At 49.0% G+C, this 16,223-nt stretch carries 15 protein-coding genes; 12 read left to right on the top strand and 3 right to left on the bottom strand.

From position 1 onward, the window contains the following. Positions 1 to 261 precede the first annotated feature (261 nt). Both DYE26_RS21215 and DYE26_RS21210 read left to right on the top strand, forming a co-directional pair. The gene (locus tag DYE26_RS21215; RefSeq protein WP_115311256.1) at positions 262 to 1,458 is read left to right on the top strand and encodes an IS4 family transposase; all 1,197 of its coding nucleotides are present in this window, start codon (positions 262 to 264) and stop codon (positions 1,456 to 1,458) included. 573 nt (positions 1,459 to 2,031) lie between these two features. Beyond that, positions 2,032 to 2,595, top strand: coding sequence for a tyrosine-type recombinase/integrase (locus DYE26_RS21210; protein ID WP_036626900.1), 564 nt, complete (start codon positions 2,032 to 2,034; stop codon positions 2,593 to 2,595). 98 nt (positions 2,596 to 2,693) lie between these two features. Here DYE26_RS21210 and DYE26_RS21205 read toward each other — a convergent pair whose 3' ends face one another. After that, positions 2,694 to 3,377, bottom strand: a complete 684-nt coding sequence (locus DYE26_RS21205) for a universal stress protein (RefSeq protein ID WP_082207973.1) — start codon at positions 3,375 to 3,377, stop codon at positions 2,694 to 2,696. 124 nt (positions 3,378 to 3,501) lie between these two features. Between DYE26_RS21205 and DYE26_RS21200 the strand changes: the two genes are divergently transcribed. The 9 genes from DYE26_RS21200 to DYE26_RS21160 all read left to right on the top strand — a co-directional run bounded on the left by DYE26_RS21200 (position 3,502) and on the right by DYE26_RS21160 (position 11,261). Continuing rightward, positions 3,502 to 5,979: a Na+/H+ antiporter subunit A gene (locus DYE26_RS21200; RefSeq protein ID WP_115311255.1), complete on the top strand. Its 2,478-nt coding sequence runs from the start codon at positions 3,502 to 3,504 to the stop codon at positions 5,977 to 5,979. Beyond that, positions 5,966 to 6,388 (top strand): Na(+)/H(+) antiporter subunit B, encoded by a 423-nt coding sequence (locus DYE26_RS21195; protein WP_036626895.1) that lies wholly within the window; start codon positions 5,966 to 5,968, stop codon positions 6,386 to 6,388. The genes DYE26_RS21200 and DYE26_RS21195 overlap by 14 nt, the downstream gene beginning before the upstream one ends. A gap of 1 nt (position 6,389) precedes the next feature. After that, positions 6,390 to 6,731 carry a Na(+)/H(+) antiporter subunit C gene (locus tag DYE26_RS21190; RefSeq protein ID WP_036626894.1) on the top strand — a complete coding sequence of 114 codons (342 nt, stop codon included), beginning with the start codon at positions 6,390 to 6,392 and terminating at the stop codon, positions 6,729 to 6,731. Beyond that, positions 6,724 to 8,199: a Na+/H+ antiporter subunit D gene (locus DYE26_RS21185; RefSeq protein ID WP_036626893.1), complete on the top strand. Its 1,476-nt coding sequence runs from the start codon at positions 6,724 to 6,726 to the stop codon at positions 8,197 to 8,199. Before DYE26_RS21190 ends, DYE26_RS21185 begins: the two co-directional genes overlap by 8 nt. A 15-nt stretch (positions 8,200 to 8,214) precedes the next feature. Continuing rightward, positions 8,215 to 8,694, top strand: a complete 480-nt coding sequence (locus DYE26_RS21180; protein ID WP_036626890.1) for a Na+/H+ antiporter subunit E — start codon at positions 8,215 to 8,217, stop codon at positions 8,692 to 8,694. After that, positions 8,691 to 8,972 (top strand): Na(+)/H(+) antiporter subunit F1, encoded by a 282-nt coding sequence (locus DYE26_RS21175; RefSeq protein ID WP_036626889.1) that lies wholly within the window; start codon positions 8,691 to 8,693, stop codon positions 8,970 to 8,972. Before DYE26_RS21180 ends, DYE26_RS21175 begins: the two co-directional genes overlap by 4 nt. Beyond that, positions 8,956 to 9,369 carry a Na+/H+ antiporter subunit G gene (locus DYE26_RS21170; protein ID WP_036626888.1) on the top strand — a complete coding sequence of 138 codons (414 nt, stop codon included), beginning with the start codon at positions 8,956 to 8,958 and terminating at the stop codon, positions 9,367 to 9,369. The genes DYE26_RS21175 and DYE26_RS21170 overlap by 17 nt, the downstream gene beginning before the upstream one ends. A gap of 1,002 nt (positions 9,370 to 10,371) precedes the next feature. Continuing rightward, entirely contained in the window at positions 10,372 to 10,722 is a 351-nt protein-coding gene (locus DYE26_RS21165; RefSeq protein WP_036626886.1) for an ArsR/SmtB family transcription factor, read from the top strand. Between the two features lie 23 nt (positions 10,723 to 10,745). Next, positions 10,746 to 11,261: an SRPBCC domain-containing protein gene (locus DYE26_RS21160; protein ID WP_036626883.1), complete on the top strand. Its 516-nt coding sequence runs from the start codon at positions 10,746 to 10,748 to the stop codon at positions 11,259 to 11,261. A gap of 236 nt (positions 11,262 to 11,497) precedes the next feature. On the opposite strand, the gene DYE26_RS21155 is transcribed toward DYE26_RS21160, so the two are convergent. Next, positions 11,498 to 11,713 carry a hypothetical protein gene (locus tag DYE26_RS21155; protein WP_036626880.1) on the bottom strand — a complete coding sequence of 72 codons (216 nt, stop codon included), beginning with the start codon at positions 11,711 to 11,713 and terminating at the stop codon, positions 11,498 to 11,500. Positions 11,714 to 12,140: 427 nt separating this feature from the next. Here DYE26_RS21155 and DYE26_RS21150 point away from each other — a divergent pair, with 427 nt between their 5' ends. Further along, the gene (locus DYE26_RS21150) at positions 12,141 to 14,234 is read left to right on the top strand and encodes a CAP domain-containing protein (RefSeq protein ID WP_036626877.1); all 2,094 of its coding nucleotides are present in this window, start codon (positions 12,141 to 12,143) and stop codon (positions 14,232 to 14,234) included. A 421-nt stretch (positions 14,235 to 14,655) separates the two neighbouring features. On the opposite strand, the gene DYE26_RS21145 is transcribed toward DYE26_RS21150, so the two are convergent. Next, positions 14,656 to 16,041, bottom strand: coding sequence for a GNAT family N-acetyltransferase (locus tag DYE26_RS21145; protein WP_051985776.1), 1,386 nt, complete (start codon positions 16,039 to 16,041; stop codon positions 14,656 to 14,658). Between the last annotated feature and the right edge of the window lie 182 nt (positions 16,042 to 16,223).

Below are 16,223 nucleotides of genomic sequence, written 5' to 3'. Positions count from 1 at the left end.
GCGGCGCTTTCAGGAACGCTTCAGGATGTGCCGTTTTTTGGTGAAGTAGAACTTAGCCGGCAATTGGAACAATAACCAACCGTCGGACTTCAAAAATAGCGGCATTTTATGCACTAGCGTTGCATAAAACCTAACGCGAATAATCAAATATTAGTTAAATATGGGTAATTATGATCATTTTTCATGGAAAAAGCATAAAAAATCTCCTATTGTAAAGAGGTAGGTACGTTGTCCATAACTCTCTACAAAAGGAGACCAACCATGGATAACGTTAAAGCTAAAACGGTCATTTGTCAACTGATTTCCTTACTGCCCATCGATGTGCATCAACGTTTACTCTTCGACCATTACACCAAGAAACTTACCACGATGAAAGCGATCATGCTCTTCATCAATGCTCAGTTGAAACAATGGTCATCTTACGGTGAAATGGAAATTGCACTTCGTGCTGAGCCGAAACTTCAGCAGCTTCTACAGTTGGAGAGTATCAGCGGCTCGCAATTATCCCGAAAACTCGATCAGATCCCAACGGAGCTGTTGGAGTGGATGTTTCAGCATCTGGCATCACAAACACAGCAACGTGCTTGCCACCAGGGCCAGAGCGGGAAATTGCACATCATTGATTCTTCCAGCATTCGACTGCCGCTTCAACTTGGAAGTTGGGCCAAGATGTCAAATAAGAGTAGCGGCGTCAAGATGCATCTGCGCCTCGTTGTTACAGCTCCCGACAAGCTATTTCCTGATGCCATGATCCCCAGTTCGCTCAATGTAGGGGATCGTGCGGGGGCCGTTGAACTGGTCGTCCCCTCGGATGCGATTTATGTGATGGATCGCGGTTATGATGATTATGCCCGGATGGATCAATGGGTCCAGGACAACATCCAGTTTGTGATCCGTATGCGAGATCGCGCGCTTGCCACCGTCATTGAGGAGTATCCTGTTCCGGAAGGCTCGAACATCACGCGGGACGCCAAGGTTTGCGTGGGCAGTTCCTTCCGATCCATGGAACATTCCGTTCGTTTGGTGGAGTTTTATGACGAGCAGGAACGGACTTATCGTATTTTTACATCGGTATGGGATAAGACCGCTGAAGAAATCGCGCAGATCTACAAAAATCGCTGGCTCATCGAGTTGTATTTTAAATGGCTGAAGCAACATTTGCGATTGAAGAAGCTGCACAGTCATAAACCACAGGCTATTTGGAACCAGTTATTCTTGGCTTTAATTACTGCCTTGCTCGTGGAGCACATCCGGCACAGCACCCAAACGGCAAAAACAAACTGGCAAGTGCTCCGGATTCTCCGCGAGTATTTGTACCGTTCATGGCGATCCTTTCGAACCGAACTGGATCGGAAACCCAGTCGAAGTAGTCCGGGGAGACGTCCGGGGTCAGGTCCCAAAGCGTTATCGGTGCGCACAATGGTTGGGATAATTAAGCCAAGCAAGTTCAAGGAATAATATCCATTATATACATTTAATGGGACATCGCGACCTACGCATTAGGTAACCTTGGCTTTTTGGTCTTAAGCTTAAAAAATGACTGTAAAAAAATCCATTTATAGTTTCAATAATCCAAATGTGGGTTTTGCTGAAAATTGATGTTAGTGTTCTTGCAACGCTAGTGCATTTTATGTACTTATTATCCGAGGACAAGCCTGTTCATCCCCATTAGCGACACTTTTTGCTCTTATTTTCCTATACATGGTCTTAAATACAGATATTTCCTTGCGATTCGAGAAAATAGCGACATAAAATGCCCCTATTTTTCTCAAATGGACAGAATCGCCGGAATAGCGACGTTTTATGTTCTTATTTTTCTCTGGAGTTTCTCAGACAGTCTGGTTTTTGCAGGTTTTCTCGGCGTAATCCCATAGAGCCATGAGCTGTTGGGGTTATTATATCTATTTTTTGAGGACACTAACATTTGAAACACGTTGGTGTCCTTTTTCGTATTTAATTCTCTTTTTTAATTGTTATGTTACTCAATATATGCTAATCTATAATTAAGTAACATATCCGGAGGGGTCCTTTGTGCAGTATGTGCATCCGATTCGAGACATGGAAACCATTCAAGCGATGAAAGAGGAGCTGAGAAAGCACTCGGTCAGGGACTTATTGCTTTTTGTCCTGGGAATTAACACGGGGATTAGTCTTTTCGAATTGCTTAACCTTACTGTGCAGGATGTTTGGGACGGTCAGGGTGCAAAGGAATTTCTCTATATTAAGGATGAAAGAACCGGAGAAGAACAGGCCTACTACTTGAACAGCAAGATCGGGGAGATATTAACCGAATATTTGTCCGGCGGCGATTGGAAGGCGGAGGATTATTTATTCCGATCCAAAAAGGACGGCCGTCCGATCACCCGTCAGCAGGCCTACCGTATTATCAACCACTCGGCAAGGGAGGTAGGAATAGCGGAGAAAATTGGGACGCATACGCTGCGCAAAACTTTTGGTTATCACGCGTATCATAAGGGAATTGCCATTTCCATCGTAAAATCGATCTTGCATCATCAGTCGACGGCGGAAACGCTGAAGTATTTAGGCATTGATAAGAACGAGAAGCAGCCGATTAAGGTGGATGTGAATTTATAATAAAATGCTTGTTCTGAAATGAAAAAAACTCCCCACATAAAACATGCGGAGAGTAGCGGAATTCACTTGATCACTGGCCGGCGTCCGGTCATTGATCCTTATTCGTCAGCGTCGTCCAAATCCAGCGCTGGATTCATATCCACGTTTTTAAATTCGGTGACGATCCCGTCATGGACCGGGACCTGCAGCGTTTCAGCGTCCTTCATAAAACGGAAAATGCCATTATCGAAATCCGTATCGATTTCTTTGAAGAAGATGCCTTCATATTCGGTATTTTTCTCGTGACAGAAGCTTAGTTTATACTGTTCCCCATCTTTAATCAAATAAGCGCGGATTCCATGCTGGTACATTCCTTCCCCGTCGCGGATATAACGGGAGACCGAAATGATATGCAGGTCAACAAAAGGGATCTCACGCACCAACGAATTAATAATCGATCCCTTCGTAATTTGTTCCCATCGGCTTTGCGCCGTCTGACCCAGAATAATCTGTGTGACATTTTTTGCTCTGGCCACTTCCGCTATGACCTTGGAGACAGGACGGCTTTCATTGTCCTTCATAATAAACTGAGCCGACGGATTGGAGTTGGCCCATTCTTTCCATTGTTCAATGTAAAAAGTCTTCTCGGCGTCCAATTCATCAAACGGCTTGGAGTCAATGGTCAATATATAAAGCGGGGCCTTCATCATATTGGCGATTTTACAACCGCGTTTGATTAGTCTTTCGCCGTTCGGTCCATAATAAACGCAGACTAAAATGCATTCATTATTTACGTTGTCCATGTTAAGCATTTCACCTCAAGGTTAAATAGTAGAGCCGGGCTAAACTATGTAAGACTATAATGGATGTCGCGGAAAGAGTCAAATCGTTGAAGACCGCAAGATTCGTATATGAGGAGGGGTGCGTTTGGCTACATTCTTTATCTTCATGTTTCTTCCGTTGATCAGTGCACTTGCGGTTCCCTTTCTGTATAAGTATTTGAATCGTCAAGTGCATACGGGCTGGTTCGTTCTGCTCGTGCCTCTAACTATCTTTATCTATTTATTACAATATATACCCCATGTTGCCGCCGGGGAAACCTACAAATACACATTGTCCTGGATCCCGTCCTTCAACATCAATATTACCTCGTATGTGGATGGGCTTGGTTTATTGTTTGGCCTGCTCATTTCCGGTGTCGGTACCTTAGTCATTATTTATTCTATTTTTTATATGTCCAAAATCCGTGAGGCGCTCCATAACTTCTACGTTTATTTGCTTATGTTTATGGGGGCCATGCTGGGATTGGTATTCTCTGATCACCTATTAGTCCTGTATGGATTTTGGGAATTGACAAGTGTCTCTTCCTTCTTATTGATTTCCTATTGGTACGAGCGCCAGAGCTCCCGTCAAGGCGCTTTAAAGTCGTTATTGATTACCGTCCTTGGCGGCTTCGGCATGCTGGCCGGATTTATTATGCTGATCATCATCGGAGATACCTACAGCATTCGGGAACTCATGGCGAATGTGAACATGATCCAAGGCCATGCCTTGTTTATTCCCGCCATGTTATGTATTTTGCTGGGAGCCTTTACGAAATCGGCGCAATTCCCGTTTGGCATTTGGCTCCCGGATGCGATGGAGGCGCCAACTCCGGTGAGCAGTTACCTCCACTCCGCCACGATGGTCAAAGCCGGCATTTATTTGGTGGCCCGGATGACTCCGATTTTTGGCGGCAGTGCCGTGTGGTTTTGGTTAGTAGCCGGAATCGGCATCATTACGCTGCTTTACGGTTCTTTGACGGCGCTAAAACAGACTGATCTCAAGGCGCTGTTGGCTTACTCGACCATCAGCCAATTGGGAATGATCATGAGCCTGCTTGGGGTCGGTTCTTTAGCGGTCTATTTTGGACCCGGCGAGAGCGGTACCGTCTTTACGGTGGCCACATTTGCCGCCTTATTCCATCTGTTTAATCACTCCACCTTTAAAGGAAGCTTGTTTATGGTCGTCGGCATTATTGACCACGAGACAGGCAGACGGGATATCCGCTATTTGGGCGGGTTGATGCAGGTGATGCCGATTACGTTTACGATCGCTTTGATCGGCGCCTTTTCGATGGCGGGGCTGCCGCCGTTTAACGGTTTTTTGAGCAAGGAAATGTTCTTTGGGGCCGTGACGGAAGTATCCCATGCCGGTATTTTCGGTCTGGGCCACATCGGCATGGCGTTCCCGATCATCGCTTGGGTGGCCAGCATTTTTACTTTCGTCTACTGCATGATTTTCGTATTCAAGACGTTTGGCGGAAGATTCCGCTCGGAAAAGCTGACGCGAGAAGTGCATGAGGCCCCGCTGGGTATGCTGATTTCACCCATTGTTTTAGGTTTGCTGGTGATCCTCATTTTCTTCTTCCCGAATGTTTTGGGGAAATATATTCTTGCCCCCGCCCTAACCGCGGTTCTGCCGATGATGTCCGTTTCCGCCTACGATCTGAAAATCAGCGCGTGGCATGGATTGAATATGGAATTGCTCATGACGATCGGGGTAGTGGCCGTCGGCATCTTTCTGTTCAAAACCGCGAAGCGGTGGATCAAGGCCGTGCGAAATTATCCTCAGCGGCTGACGCTGAATCATTTATACAATCAAACCTTACGGGGTACGGAAAAGCTTTCGGCCTCGCTGACTAACCGGTATATGACAGGTTCGCTGCGGCATTATCTAATCTACATTTTTGCCTTCTTTACCATTTTACTAATGGGTTCGCTGCTGCTGTTCTACGGGATCAGGTTCGATTTCTCCAATAACGCTAGTGTTAGTGTTTTTGATGCTGGGCTTGTGATCGGGATGATCATCGCCGCGTTAACCGTGTTGTTAACCAGTCATCGGATCCTGGCTATCGTGGCCTTGGGGGCGTTAGGTTATATGGTTTCCATGTTCTTTGTCATCTTCCGGGCTCCCGATCTGGCCTTGACCCAAATGGTGGTGGAGACCGTGACCACGGTGTTGTTCTTGCTGTGCTTCTATCATCTGCCGAAGCTTGCGAAGGACATCGAACGCATTCCTTTCAAATTAACGAATCTGCTCATCTCGGCGGCTGTCGGGCTAACGGTGACGGTTTTGGCGTTATCCGCAAACGGTCATAAATTGTTCGAGTCTATTACCTCATTTTTCGAAAATGCCTATGAACTGGCAGGGGCCAAAAATATCGTCAACGCGATCTTAGTGGATTTCCGCGGCTTCGATACGATGCTGGAAATATCCGTATTAACCATTGCCGGATTAGGGGTATATATCCTGATCCATCAGCGTTCCAAAAGAGCCGATGCTTCCGAAGCGAGTTTGCTTGAAGCCGATTCAAGAAGCAGCGCTCACCAAACATTTAGGAGGGGGCAAGATGAAACCGAATAATGTGATCCTGAAAAGTGTAACCCGGGTAGCGGTGGTCATCATTTTTACCTTTTCGATCTATCTGTTTCTGAATGGTCATCATCAGCCGGGCGGCGGATTCATCGGGGGGCTGAGCACGGCGGCGGCGATTGTTCTGCTGTATCTTTCTTTTGGCATCGAGAAGGTGCGGGAAAATATCCGCATCGATTTCAAGAAGCTCGCGGCCATCGGCGTGTTGATTGCTGTCGGAACGGGGATGGCGGGAGCCATATTTGGCAAACCGTTTCTATTCCAGATCTTCGGCCATGTCGACCTGCCGATTTTCGGGGATACCGAGCTTGCTTCCGCGATGATTTTCGATACGGGAGTTGCCTTGGCTGTGATAGGTACCGCGGTCGTTATTATTTTGGGCATAAGCGAGGACCGCTAATATGGAGACATTAATCGTTATCCTGGTCGGCATTTTGGTATCCATCGGAACCTATTTGATTTTATCGCGGCGGCTGCTGCGGATTGTGTTGGGGTCATCGATTATTGGCCATGCCGTGAATTTATTGCTGATTACTTCCGGCGGTCTAAAAACCGGGGCGCCTCCCCTTCTGCATGAGAAAACAACAGCAGGTTTCACGGATGCGATTCCCCAAGCCTTGATTTTAACGGCGATCGTCATTAATTTTGCGGTCACCGCGCTAGTATTAGTTTTATGTTACCGCGCCTATCAAAACTACGGGACGGATGACATGGAACGATTAAGGGGAAATGAGGATGAATAACTTATTAATTACGCCGGTGGTCATACCTCTGCTCACGGGAATGGTGCTCATTATTTTTCAGAAAAATATTCAGCTTCAAAAGGTTCTTAGTCTGGCTGCATTGCTGGCTACGGGGGTCGTCTCCGTCCTATTGATAAATCAGATCAGAAATGACGGGATTCAAACCCTGCAGCTGGGCGGTTGGGAAGCGCCGTATGGCATCAGCTTCGTTGGCGACATGTTCAGCGCTTTGCTGCTGCTCGCTACCTCGGTGGTCTCGGCAGGCTGTCTGCTCTACGCCTTTCCGTCGATTGGCCGAAGACAGGAGAAGCTTTATTTTTATCCGCTGGTTTTGTTTTTGGTCACGGGGGTCAATGGCTCGTTTTTAACGGGCGACTTGTTTAATTTATATGTCTTTTTTGAAGTGTTTCTGTTTGCTTCTTATGTCATGATCAGCTTGGGCGGCACCAAAAGGCAGCTGCGCGAGTCGCTCAAATATATTTTTACGAACATCATTTCATCCGCCTTTTTCCTAATGGGCGTTGCCTATTTATACTCGATCACGGGCACATTGAACCTCGCCCACATCTCGATCCGGATCGCTGAGGTCGGCCAGGATGGACTTATTACAACGGTTGCGTTTCTGTTCCTGATTGTCTTCGCTTTAAAGGCGGGGCTGCTGCTTTATTTCTGGCTGCCGGGCTCCTACAGTGTGCCGCCGACGGCCATCGCGGCTATCTTTGCGGCCCTGCTCACCAAGGTGGGGATCTATGCGATTTTTCGGATGTTTACGCTGATCTTTTATCATGAGCCGCAGATCACCCATCTGTTTATAGGGATACTCGCTGCCGCCACGATGGTTCTGGGCGGAATCGGAGCGATTGGTTATTGGGATTTGCGCAAAATATTAACCTACAATGTGGTCCTAAGTGTCGGGTTTATTATGCTCGGGCTCGTCTCATTCACACACACCGGCATGATGGGTTCCATCTATTATTTGATTCACGATATGGTGATCAAGGCGCTCGTCTTTTTGATCGGCGGCACGATTATTCATCTGACCGGAACAAGTAATCTAAAAGATTCCGGTGGGGTGATCCGCCTTCATCCCCAGCTCGGCTGGATGTTCTTTATCGCCGCGCTGTCCATGGTCGGCATTCCGCCGTTAAGCGGCTTTCTTGGCAAAGTGTTCATTACGCAAGGCGCCTTTGCGTCCGGTTATTTCTGGCTGGGGGCGGTCGGGCTGCTGGCCAGCTTGTGCATTCTATATTCCATGATCAAAATGTTCATGAACGCTTTTTGGGGCGACCGGCTCTTAAGTGAAGAGGAGGAGAAGGGGACGGCGAAGGGCTTGCTGTTGCCGATTGCTCTGTTGACTATCGCCAGTCTTGCCCTGGGAATCGGCGCCGAAGGGCTTGCAGGTTATGTGGCTCAAGCTGCCGAGGAATTGCTGAATCCAAATCTGTATATTGATGCCGTGTTTGAATAAAGGGGGGAGACAGCCATGCCCGTTCAGGTGCTTCTCAACATATTTATCGCTTGCTTATGGATGTTTCTGCAGGATGAAGTGAGCGTATTGAACTTTATCAGCGGTTACTTTGTCGGCATGTTTATTTTACTGTGCATGCGCCGCTTCTTTAAAAGCCCGTTTTATGTGTTTACGCTGGCTGCGATCGGCAAGCTGTTCGTGCTGTTTATCAATGAGCTGATTATTTCTTCGATGATGGTCGTGAAGCATGTTCTTCGTCCCAAACTCGATGTGAAGCCGGGAATTTTTAAGGTGGAGACGGATTTGGAGGGGGATTTGGAGATTACGCTCCTTTCCTTGCTGATTTGCCTCACGCCAGGCTCGGTCGTGATGGAGCTGAGCTCCGATTCCAAGGTGCTGTACATTCACGGGCTGAATATGCCGGAGTCCAAAGAGGCCGTCTTAAAGTCAAAATCCGTGTTTGAAAAAGCGATAAAGGATGTGACGAGAAAATGATCTTCGAGACGATGATGGTCATCGCCCTATGTATCTTAATGCTGGCGATCCTGGCCAATTTATATCGGGTGGTGAAGGGACCGTCCGGTGCGGATCGCGTTCAAGCGTTGGATACTATTGGGATTAATCTCATTGCCAGTATCGGCGTGTTCTCCGTATTAATGCACACCCATGCCTTTTTTGATCTTATTTTGCTAATCGGGATTCTGTCGTTTATCGGCACCGTTGCTTTTGCCCGGTTTATAGAAAGAGGTGTTGTTATTGAGCGGAAGCGGTGAAGTCGTCGGAGCGGTTCTTATTCTATTCGGGGCGGTGGTCAGCTTGATCAGCGCGATTGGCATTGTTCGCTTGCCCGATGTGTATACCAGGTCTCATGCTGCATCTAAAAGTTCTACCCTTGGCGTGCTGTGCGCGCTCGTCGGCACCTTGCTGTATTTCATTATTACCGACGGCTACTTCAGCATCCGCCTCATCTTGGGAATCTTCTTTGTATTCTTGACCGCCCCGGTGGCTGCCCATGTGCTCTGCCGGTCCGCCTACCGCAACCAGGTGCCTTTGGCGGAGGGGACAACCGAAGATGAATTGCAGGACTATTATATGGAGAATGAGAAGCATGACGCGGCAAACAAAGCCAACCTTATCGAGAAGGACACGAAGCTTCAGGTTACGGAGTAAACCGGCGTTTCCTTGGAGAAGAGGGAACAATCGACTATTGTTGAATGCAAGATTGCCGATCAAGACGTTTTGCCATGGAGCGTACAGTCGATCGACTTTTTCAGCGGCGGCGCTAACGGACCTGAGGAACGCTATTTGTTCCAAAACAGGAGAGCAAAAATGGTCACGGACCGAGATGACCTTATTTCTGCCCAAGTAGCCTCAATAACCTCATTTGGAGCCAGATAGCGACTGTTGAGTCCATTAGCGCGGGAAATATCCGGGAAATAGACGATTTAAGGTCATTCAGGTCCGTTGCTAGGGGTTGCGCCAAGCTAGATTCGGTTAAGGTCTGCTGCCGAGTTTATCGTTTTTCCTGGGAAAAAGGACGGCCCGTTGGGATCAACTGCAAAAGTGCATTCTATTTTTCCGCAAATCACCACTTTAGAGCGATTGAAATGCAAAAGTGCATCTCATTTAGGGCTATGCGATCAAAAAATAACTTTTGACCCGAGATGAACTGCACTTTTTGCATTTGAGCAGCCCGTTTCGGGGACTTTCGACGGAATTCGCCTGCACTTTTTGCATTTCGTGGGATTTCCGGATTTCCCTCTCGCAGAGCGATTCTAGAATCGTAAATCGCTATACACTTTGTAGTCGGGTTGACTGACGATACGTTCCGGTTCGCTGGAACCACATGCCGTTATGCTCCCATGCGAGAGCCGCTCCCAACACAACACCGGCAAGTGTTTTAAACAATGATTTTCCTGCCGCCACGACCGGAAACGCTCCCTTCAAGTGCTTATACGTGAAGCTTCCATCGATATGACCACTCTAGCCGCGATTACATCCTAACTGACGGTTGTATCCGTAAAAAGTTCCAATTGATGCTGGTCAAAAATTTTTTAAATATTCCTTTACAGGAATATTCCCTATAGTGTATATTTGAATCACCGGAAGAAAACCTGGGCGATAAAGGAGTGAGGCGATATCAAGTAAGTATCCCTTAATGAGGTGAACGGGATGTCAAGGAAAAACAATCCGGGCATGGACAGGACGATGATGATAAGCGTGTTGGCCGAACCGAATCGTTTGGCGATCGCCGAACTGTTGCGCGAAGGTCCCCTGACCGTGGGCGAAATCGCCGGCCGGCTGGGACTTCGTCAGCCCCAAACCTCGAAGCATTTGAAGATACTTAGCGAAGGCGGAATATTGGAAATGAAAGCCGAAGGCAATCGCCGGATCTGCAAGCTCCGGCCCGAGCCCTTCCAAGAGCTGGATGTTTGGGTGAACTCTTTCCGGCGCGTGATGGAGGATAAGTTCGACAATCTGGATAACTATTTGAGGGAATGGCAAAATAGGGAAAAATCATAAAGATCGCTGAGGAGGATGTTACAATGGCAGATCAGGCAATGGTTTCAAGAGTAGAGAATGAGAAGGTGTTGGTGCTGGAGCGCGTCTTCAACGCGCCGCGTGAGCTGGTGTTTTCGATGTTTAAAGAGGCCGAGCATTTAAAGCACTGGTGGGGACCGAGAGGCTGGGAGGTTACGGTGTGCAACATCGATTTCCGGCCGGGCGGCGTTTGGCACTACTGCATGAAGTGTATGGATCGGAATCAAGGTGAATTTTACGGCATGGAATCCTGGGGCAAAGGCGTATATAAGGAAATCGACGAGCCGGATCGCTTCGTCTACACCGATTACTTCTCGGATGCCGAAGGCAATGTGAACGAGGAGCTGCCGGCAACCGTGGTCGCGATGGAATTCATCGATCTCGGCGGCCGGACGAAACTGGTCAGCCGCAGCGAATACGTATCGGCGGAAGCCCTCAAAACCGTTATGGACATGGGCATGCTGCAGGGTATCACCGAAACCTGGGACCGTCTGGAAGAGCGCTTGAACGAAGTGAAATAAGGAGCAGGGGAACAAACAGCCGCCAGGCCCAAGAGCCGGCGGTTGTTTTTTTGCGTTTGGGGGATAAATCTCGGGAAGAAACTAAGGTCTTCTTCTATTTGCAAAATATTTTACAATTCGATTCTTCATGATAATGAACAACATTTCAGGAATCAGCACAGCAAAGATAAATGAAATGATGATAAAAGTCAATGAAGAGATAAATATGGCAGCACTCTGGCTTTCGCTTGTGTTCTTCATGATGATCCACCAATGGGTACTGCGACCGCCCAGGCTACAATAGTTCCCGCAAATAAATAACTCAATTTACTCCATAATAAGCAAAAGAGGATAGTAACAACGATAGGCAACGTCCAGGAATGCAGCAATTCCCCAAAACTTAGCAGGCAGAATACGGCAATAGGATAGATACATGTCACTGCAAATTGAAATTTTTTATCATAAAGGTTCATATAATGCACTCCTCTATTACAATTATATCTTTTAATCCTATTTATCCGGGTACAAGAAGAGTTTGGCTTTGACCATTAGTTGCAAATCATACAACCAACTTTCCATCCATTTACCTCATCATGCGTTTAACTGCATTTCGTACAACTTGTTCTCCGGCCCTTTGCCTTTTCTTCCAAAAATAGCGGATCAATTGCGGGTTTTGCACTTAATCAAGCGTTGTGGCAGCATTTCCGGATAAGTAACTGTACATTTTGCAACTATTCCATTCACATTACCGTGTGGGCGTGGAACCTACTGCTTGCGGGGGACACTACTGGCTATTTTTATGGGGACCGCCCCTTTTAATAGAGTAGCGTTTACTAGTGATTTTGCAGGAATGCGCCGAACTTTGTCGAATTCAATTCCTGACAAAAAGGAGGTCATGGCATGAAATTGGATAACAGGAAGGGCCTGTTTGCCGCTCGTATTCGCGGGAGGAGCGTGATCGCGGGCGCGGGGGCTCTTTTGTTATTGCTGACGGGATGGTTTGGAGGAGGGGCTTTTGGCGCGGCACCGCACGCGTACGCGGCGGATAGCGGGAAATCGGGGTATACGAGCGACCAATTGGAAGCTGTGGATTTTCTCAATGAAGTGCGCGCCAAGATAGGGGTTCAGCCGGTAACGCTCAATCGGGAGATTACGCAAGCGGCGGAAGCCCACGTTAAATACTATAATGCGAATAAGGAGGGTCATCCCGGCCTAGACGCTCACTCGGAGAAGGAAGGGAACGAAGGTTTTACCGGAGCCTCCGTGAAGGAAAGAATTCGGGCCGCAGGGTGGAGTTCTGGGAGTAATGGAGCCGCTTATGGCGAGGTTATGCATTTTAAGCAAAACAGCAGCTCCTCCGCGATCCAGGGCTGGCTCGATTCGGCCTACCACCGGGATATTGTTTTAAGCCCGCGCTATAGTGAAATCGGCATCGGTTTGGTGGACGGAACGGCCGTGGTTGACATGGCGGGAAAGGGATTCGCTTCCGCGATTTCCGGCGGCATATCCGTTTACCCCTATGACGGGCAGACCGAAGTGCCGGTGGGGTTCTATGGCAATGAAATTCCGAACCCGCTCGATCAGTTTGGCGCGGAGTACTCGGGTTACATCGTATCCGCGACCGCGGCAACGAAGATCACTTCTTATGAAGCCGCGATCAAGGATGAAAACGGAGAAGAAGTCGCTTATTTTGATGAACTGTATTCGGAAAAAACTTTGTTTTTGTTCCCCAAGAAGGTTTTAAAAGGGAATCATACATACACGGTAACTTTGAACTACCGGACCGAGGCATCCTCGGGGAATCAAACCCAAACCTGGTCTTTTACGACCGGAAAAGGGTCCGCCTTGATCGCTCTCAAGCCGGAGTTCCGCGAAATTACGCTGAATGAAGGCGGTCCGTACCGGTCAAGCTTCCAAGCTGTACTCGATGACGGGAGATCGGAGGCGGTAGAGAGCGGCATCACATTCGTGAGCAGCGATCCCAAGGGCCTGCAAATTTCCGCGGATGGCGTCTTGACCGGGCTTAAAGCCGGCGATTATAAGATAAAGGCAACCCTGGACGGAAATACCACACAGCTTAAAGTAAAAGTTTATCCGAAATGGAAAACCAAAACGTACAGCGCAGCCGCGGCGAATTTACCTTCCGACATCTCCGGCCACCCTTTGCAGGCCAGCCTGGAATGGGGGCTAAAGGGCGGCATGATATCCCCGGCGAAAGACGGGCTGCTTCATCCCGATGAGACGGTCAGCGAAGCGGAATTTTGGACGATGCTGCTTAAATCGTACAGCGTGAATATTGATGCGTACCAGTCGGCCAAAGCCACCCATTGGGCCGATGGCGCCTACGCGATCGCAAAAAGCCGCAATTACCCGCTCGCCGGCATCGCGAACGCGGCCGCCCGCAGCAATCCGATCACCCGGAGGCAGGTTGCCGAGATCGTCGCGGCGGCGGATGGCGTAAACGCGAAAGGTTCCAACGCGATCACGTATGTTTTGGCCCAAGACTACGTTCAAGGCGTTACGGAATTGTCCATATCGGGCTTTGAAAGCTCTAAGCAGCTGACGCGGGGCGAAGCCCTGCAAATTTTGCAGCATTTGCGGCAAACGCTGGGCGAACTTCGCGGGCGTCCGCTGAATGAAACGCCGGCGTCTTCGCTGCCCGAGCTGCCGCAGAGAAAATTGTACGCGAAGCCTGCCGAACTGGAGGACCGGAGCTTGTACGCCGAGTTTCGCGAGGAACGCAAGCTGATTGTAGAAGGCAAATTCAAGGAATTTGCCGGGCAAAGCATGGTGCTCAAGGTTCAGGAGAAACAAGGCGGCATCTCCAAGCATATTGAAGATGTAAATGTCACCTTCGACAATGAAGGCAAGTTTCATGTCGAAGCCGGACCCTATACGCCGGATGCGCTAAATCTGTACTTATACGCGCCTGAAATCACCTATTTTATATCGGTGCAGTATAACACATTCGTCGACAACCATTACAGTGAGTAAGTAAGAAGACAACCTTGCTAAGCTTAAAAGCACCCCTAGGTTTCGACCGACTGGTAAGATTATGCGTGATCGGCTTGGCTCTGACGATTAGCTGCAAATGATACAACTAACTTTCTAACAATCTGCCAAAGCATTCGATATAATTGCATTTCATGCAATTATATCCCCGTCTCTTTGCCTTTCTTTCGAAAGAAGGTAGATTAATTGCATGATTTGCACTTAAACAAGCGCCGTGGCAGATTCCCGGATAAGTAACTGTATTTTTTGCAACTATTCAATTAGACGATAGAAAAAACTTTCCGCTCTGGTTCAGCGTCAAATCCGTAAAGGATTTGCGAAAGTTGAGTTTCTTATATTTAAAAAAGAGGACTCCAAGCTTACGGAAGCGTTGGGGCCCTCTTTTTTTATTGTGGCGGACTGCTTAGACGACATCCAAAATAACCGCCGATTTGTCGTCCGACACTTTATGGCGGGGATGCCGCTCGCAGGAGGGGTCCAGCGCTTCCTGGGCGCAGAGATCGTCTATGTACGGTCCGATGCCCAACGCGTCCAAACGATCAGCCAATTTCCGCCATTTCTCCGGGTCCGGGGAGTTCTCGATGAAATGATACATGCCGTCCGACACCAGGTAAATTTTCAGGACCCCCGCCAGCGAAATACGACCGGATTCCATAAAAGACTCCAGCGCGGGATCTCCGTTCATGACCGAATATCCTTCCAGGGTGTTGGCTTTTTGGCGGTTGCGCTCGGAGTACGGACGCAGCATTTGGCTGATTTCCGCCTTGGTCCAAGTCCCCGCTTCTTCAAGCTCCCGCTTGGCGTGTAAAGTCTCGAGATCCAGTCCGGCGACTTGATTCCGGGTGACGGTGCGGACGCTTCCATCCCGGTAGCGGACGAGAATCATGCAGTCGCCGCTTTGCACAAATTCAAAATAGCCGCTATGGACCTTCACCACGGCAAAGACGGCCCCCCATCTCGCCGCGGCGTTTGCAGTCTCAACCCCGGCCTCCCGCATCCGCTCAAGCAGCAGGGAATTGGCCCGCAGCACCGTTTCCCTGAGGTCCGCACGCGGATCGGCGGCAAGCAGCTCCGCCGCCAGCAGCCTGGAAGCAATGTAACCGCCGCTTTGCTCCGATTCACCGCGATAGGCGTCGATGGCGGATACACCGTCAATGACACTGTAAACACGCCCGCTAGGATGGATCACCAGCGCGTCTTCATTGGGAATCGCCGGATTTCCCGGGCGCGTTTCAGCCTGCATAAACGGATAATTCAAGGTTTGACAGACTTTTTTCCATCTTTCCCGCTGCACTTCATCCCGGGCTTCCGGCTGAAAGCCCAGCTTAAAATAAGTGACGATCGCCGGCAGGCGGAAGTCGTCCGTTTCAAGAACCGCCTGCCGCCGGCCCTCTGCTCTCATCTGCCGCAGCGCCGCCAGGCTCACCGCATAGCCCAGCCCCATCCCGGCATAATCGGGGTCCACGGCAACCATATGCAGATAACCGCTGTCCGTTCCCCAGCCCGGTTCATGCCAGGCGCAGGCTGTTGCAACCGGTGCGGCCCCGGCGCAAATAAACAGCACCCGCTCGGGCTTAAAGCAAGCATGTCCGGCAATCTCCCGCCCAAAGTTTCTTTCCCAGCCGAATGCCCGGCGAATGATCGACTCCCATGCCGCGTCGTCTCCCGCCTCGTAGCTTCTTAAGTGAAATCCGGACGGCAGCTGGCTTTCCGCCATGTCCGGCAGATCGGACAAATCGCTCCTGCGCATCACCAACTGCGGCAATGTTCTTTCTTCCGTTGGATTCATCAGGGATTCCCCCTTTTTGCCTCAATATTCCACGTTGTACCATATTCTTTATAGCAAGATTGTTGCGTTCGAAGCAATAATTTTCCGGCATCCTATAGACCCGCCTCTTGTCATTTTGGAATTTCTATTTGCCGGCGTAGCGGATTTTTTCATTCAAACCTTGACAAAAACGAAGGTCGGCT

The sequence above is a fragment of the Paenibacillus macerans genome, from assembly GCF_900454495.1.
Taxonomy (GTDB): domain Bacteria; phylum Bacillota; class Bacilli; order Paenibacillales; family Paenibacillaceae; genus Fontibacillus; species Fontibacillus macerans.
This window is presented reverse-complemented; position numbering and strand designations above follow the sequence as displayed.

Coding starts and splice junctions, on each gene's coding strand:
- DYE26_RS21185 (WP_036626893.1), top strand. CDS start 6,724: ATGAATAACTTATTAATTACGCCGGTGGTCATACCTCTGCTCACGGGA.
- DYE26_RS21205 (WP_082207973.1), bottom strand. CDS start 3,377: ATGGACAACGTAAATAATGAATGCATTTTAGTCTGCGTTTATTATGGA.
- DYE26_RS21165 (WP_036626886.1), top strand. CDS start 10,372: ATGTCAAGGAAAAACAATCCGGGCATGGACAGGACGATGATGATAAGC.
- DYE26_RS21155 (WP_036626880.1), bottom strand. CDS start 11,713: ATGAACCTTTATGATAAAAAATTTCAATTTGCAGTGACATGTATCTAT.
- DYE26_RS21215 (WP_115311256.1), top strand. CDS start 262: ATGGATAACGTTAAAGCTAAAACGGTCATTTGTCAACTGATTTCCTTA.
- DYE26_RS21190 (WP_036626894.1), top strand. CDS start 6,390: ATGGAGACATTAATCGTTATCCTGGTCGGCATTTTGGTATCCATCGGA.
- DYE26_RS21145 (WP_051985776.1), bottom strand. CDS start 16,041: ATGAATCCAACGGAAGAAAGAACATTGCCGCAGTTGGTGATGCGCAGG.
- DYE26_RS21175 (WP_036626889.1), top strand. CDS start 8,691: ATGATCTTCGAGACGATGATGGTCATCGCCCTATGTATCTTAATGCTG.
- DYE26_RS21160 (WP_036626883.1), top strand. CDS start 10,746: ATGGCAGATCAGGCAATGGTTTCAAGAGTAGAGAATGAGAAGGTGTTG.
- DYE26_RS21195 (WP_036626895.1), top strand. CDS start 5,966: ATGAAACCGAATAATGTGATCCTGAAAAGTGTAACCCGGGTAGCGGTG.
- DYE26_RS21150 (WP_036626877.1), top strand. CDS start 12,141: ATGAAATTGGATAACAGGAAGGGCCTGTTTGCCGCTCGTATTCGCGGG.
- DYE26_RS21180 (WP_036626890.1), top strand. CDS start 8,215: ATGCCCGTTCAGGTGCTTCTCAACATATTTATCGCTTGCTTATGGATG.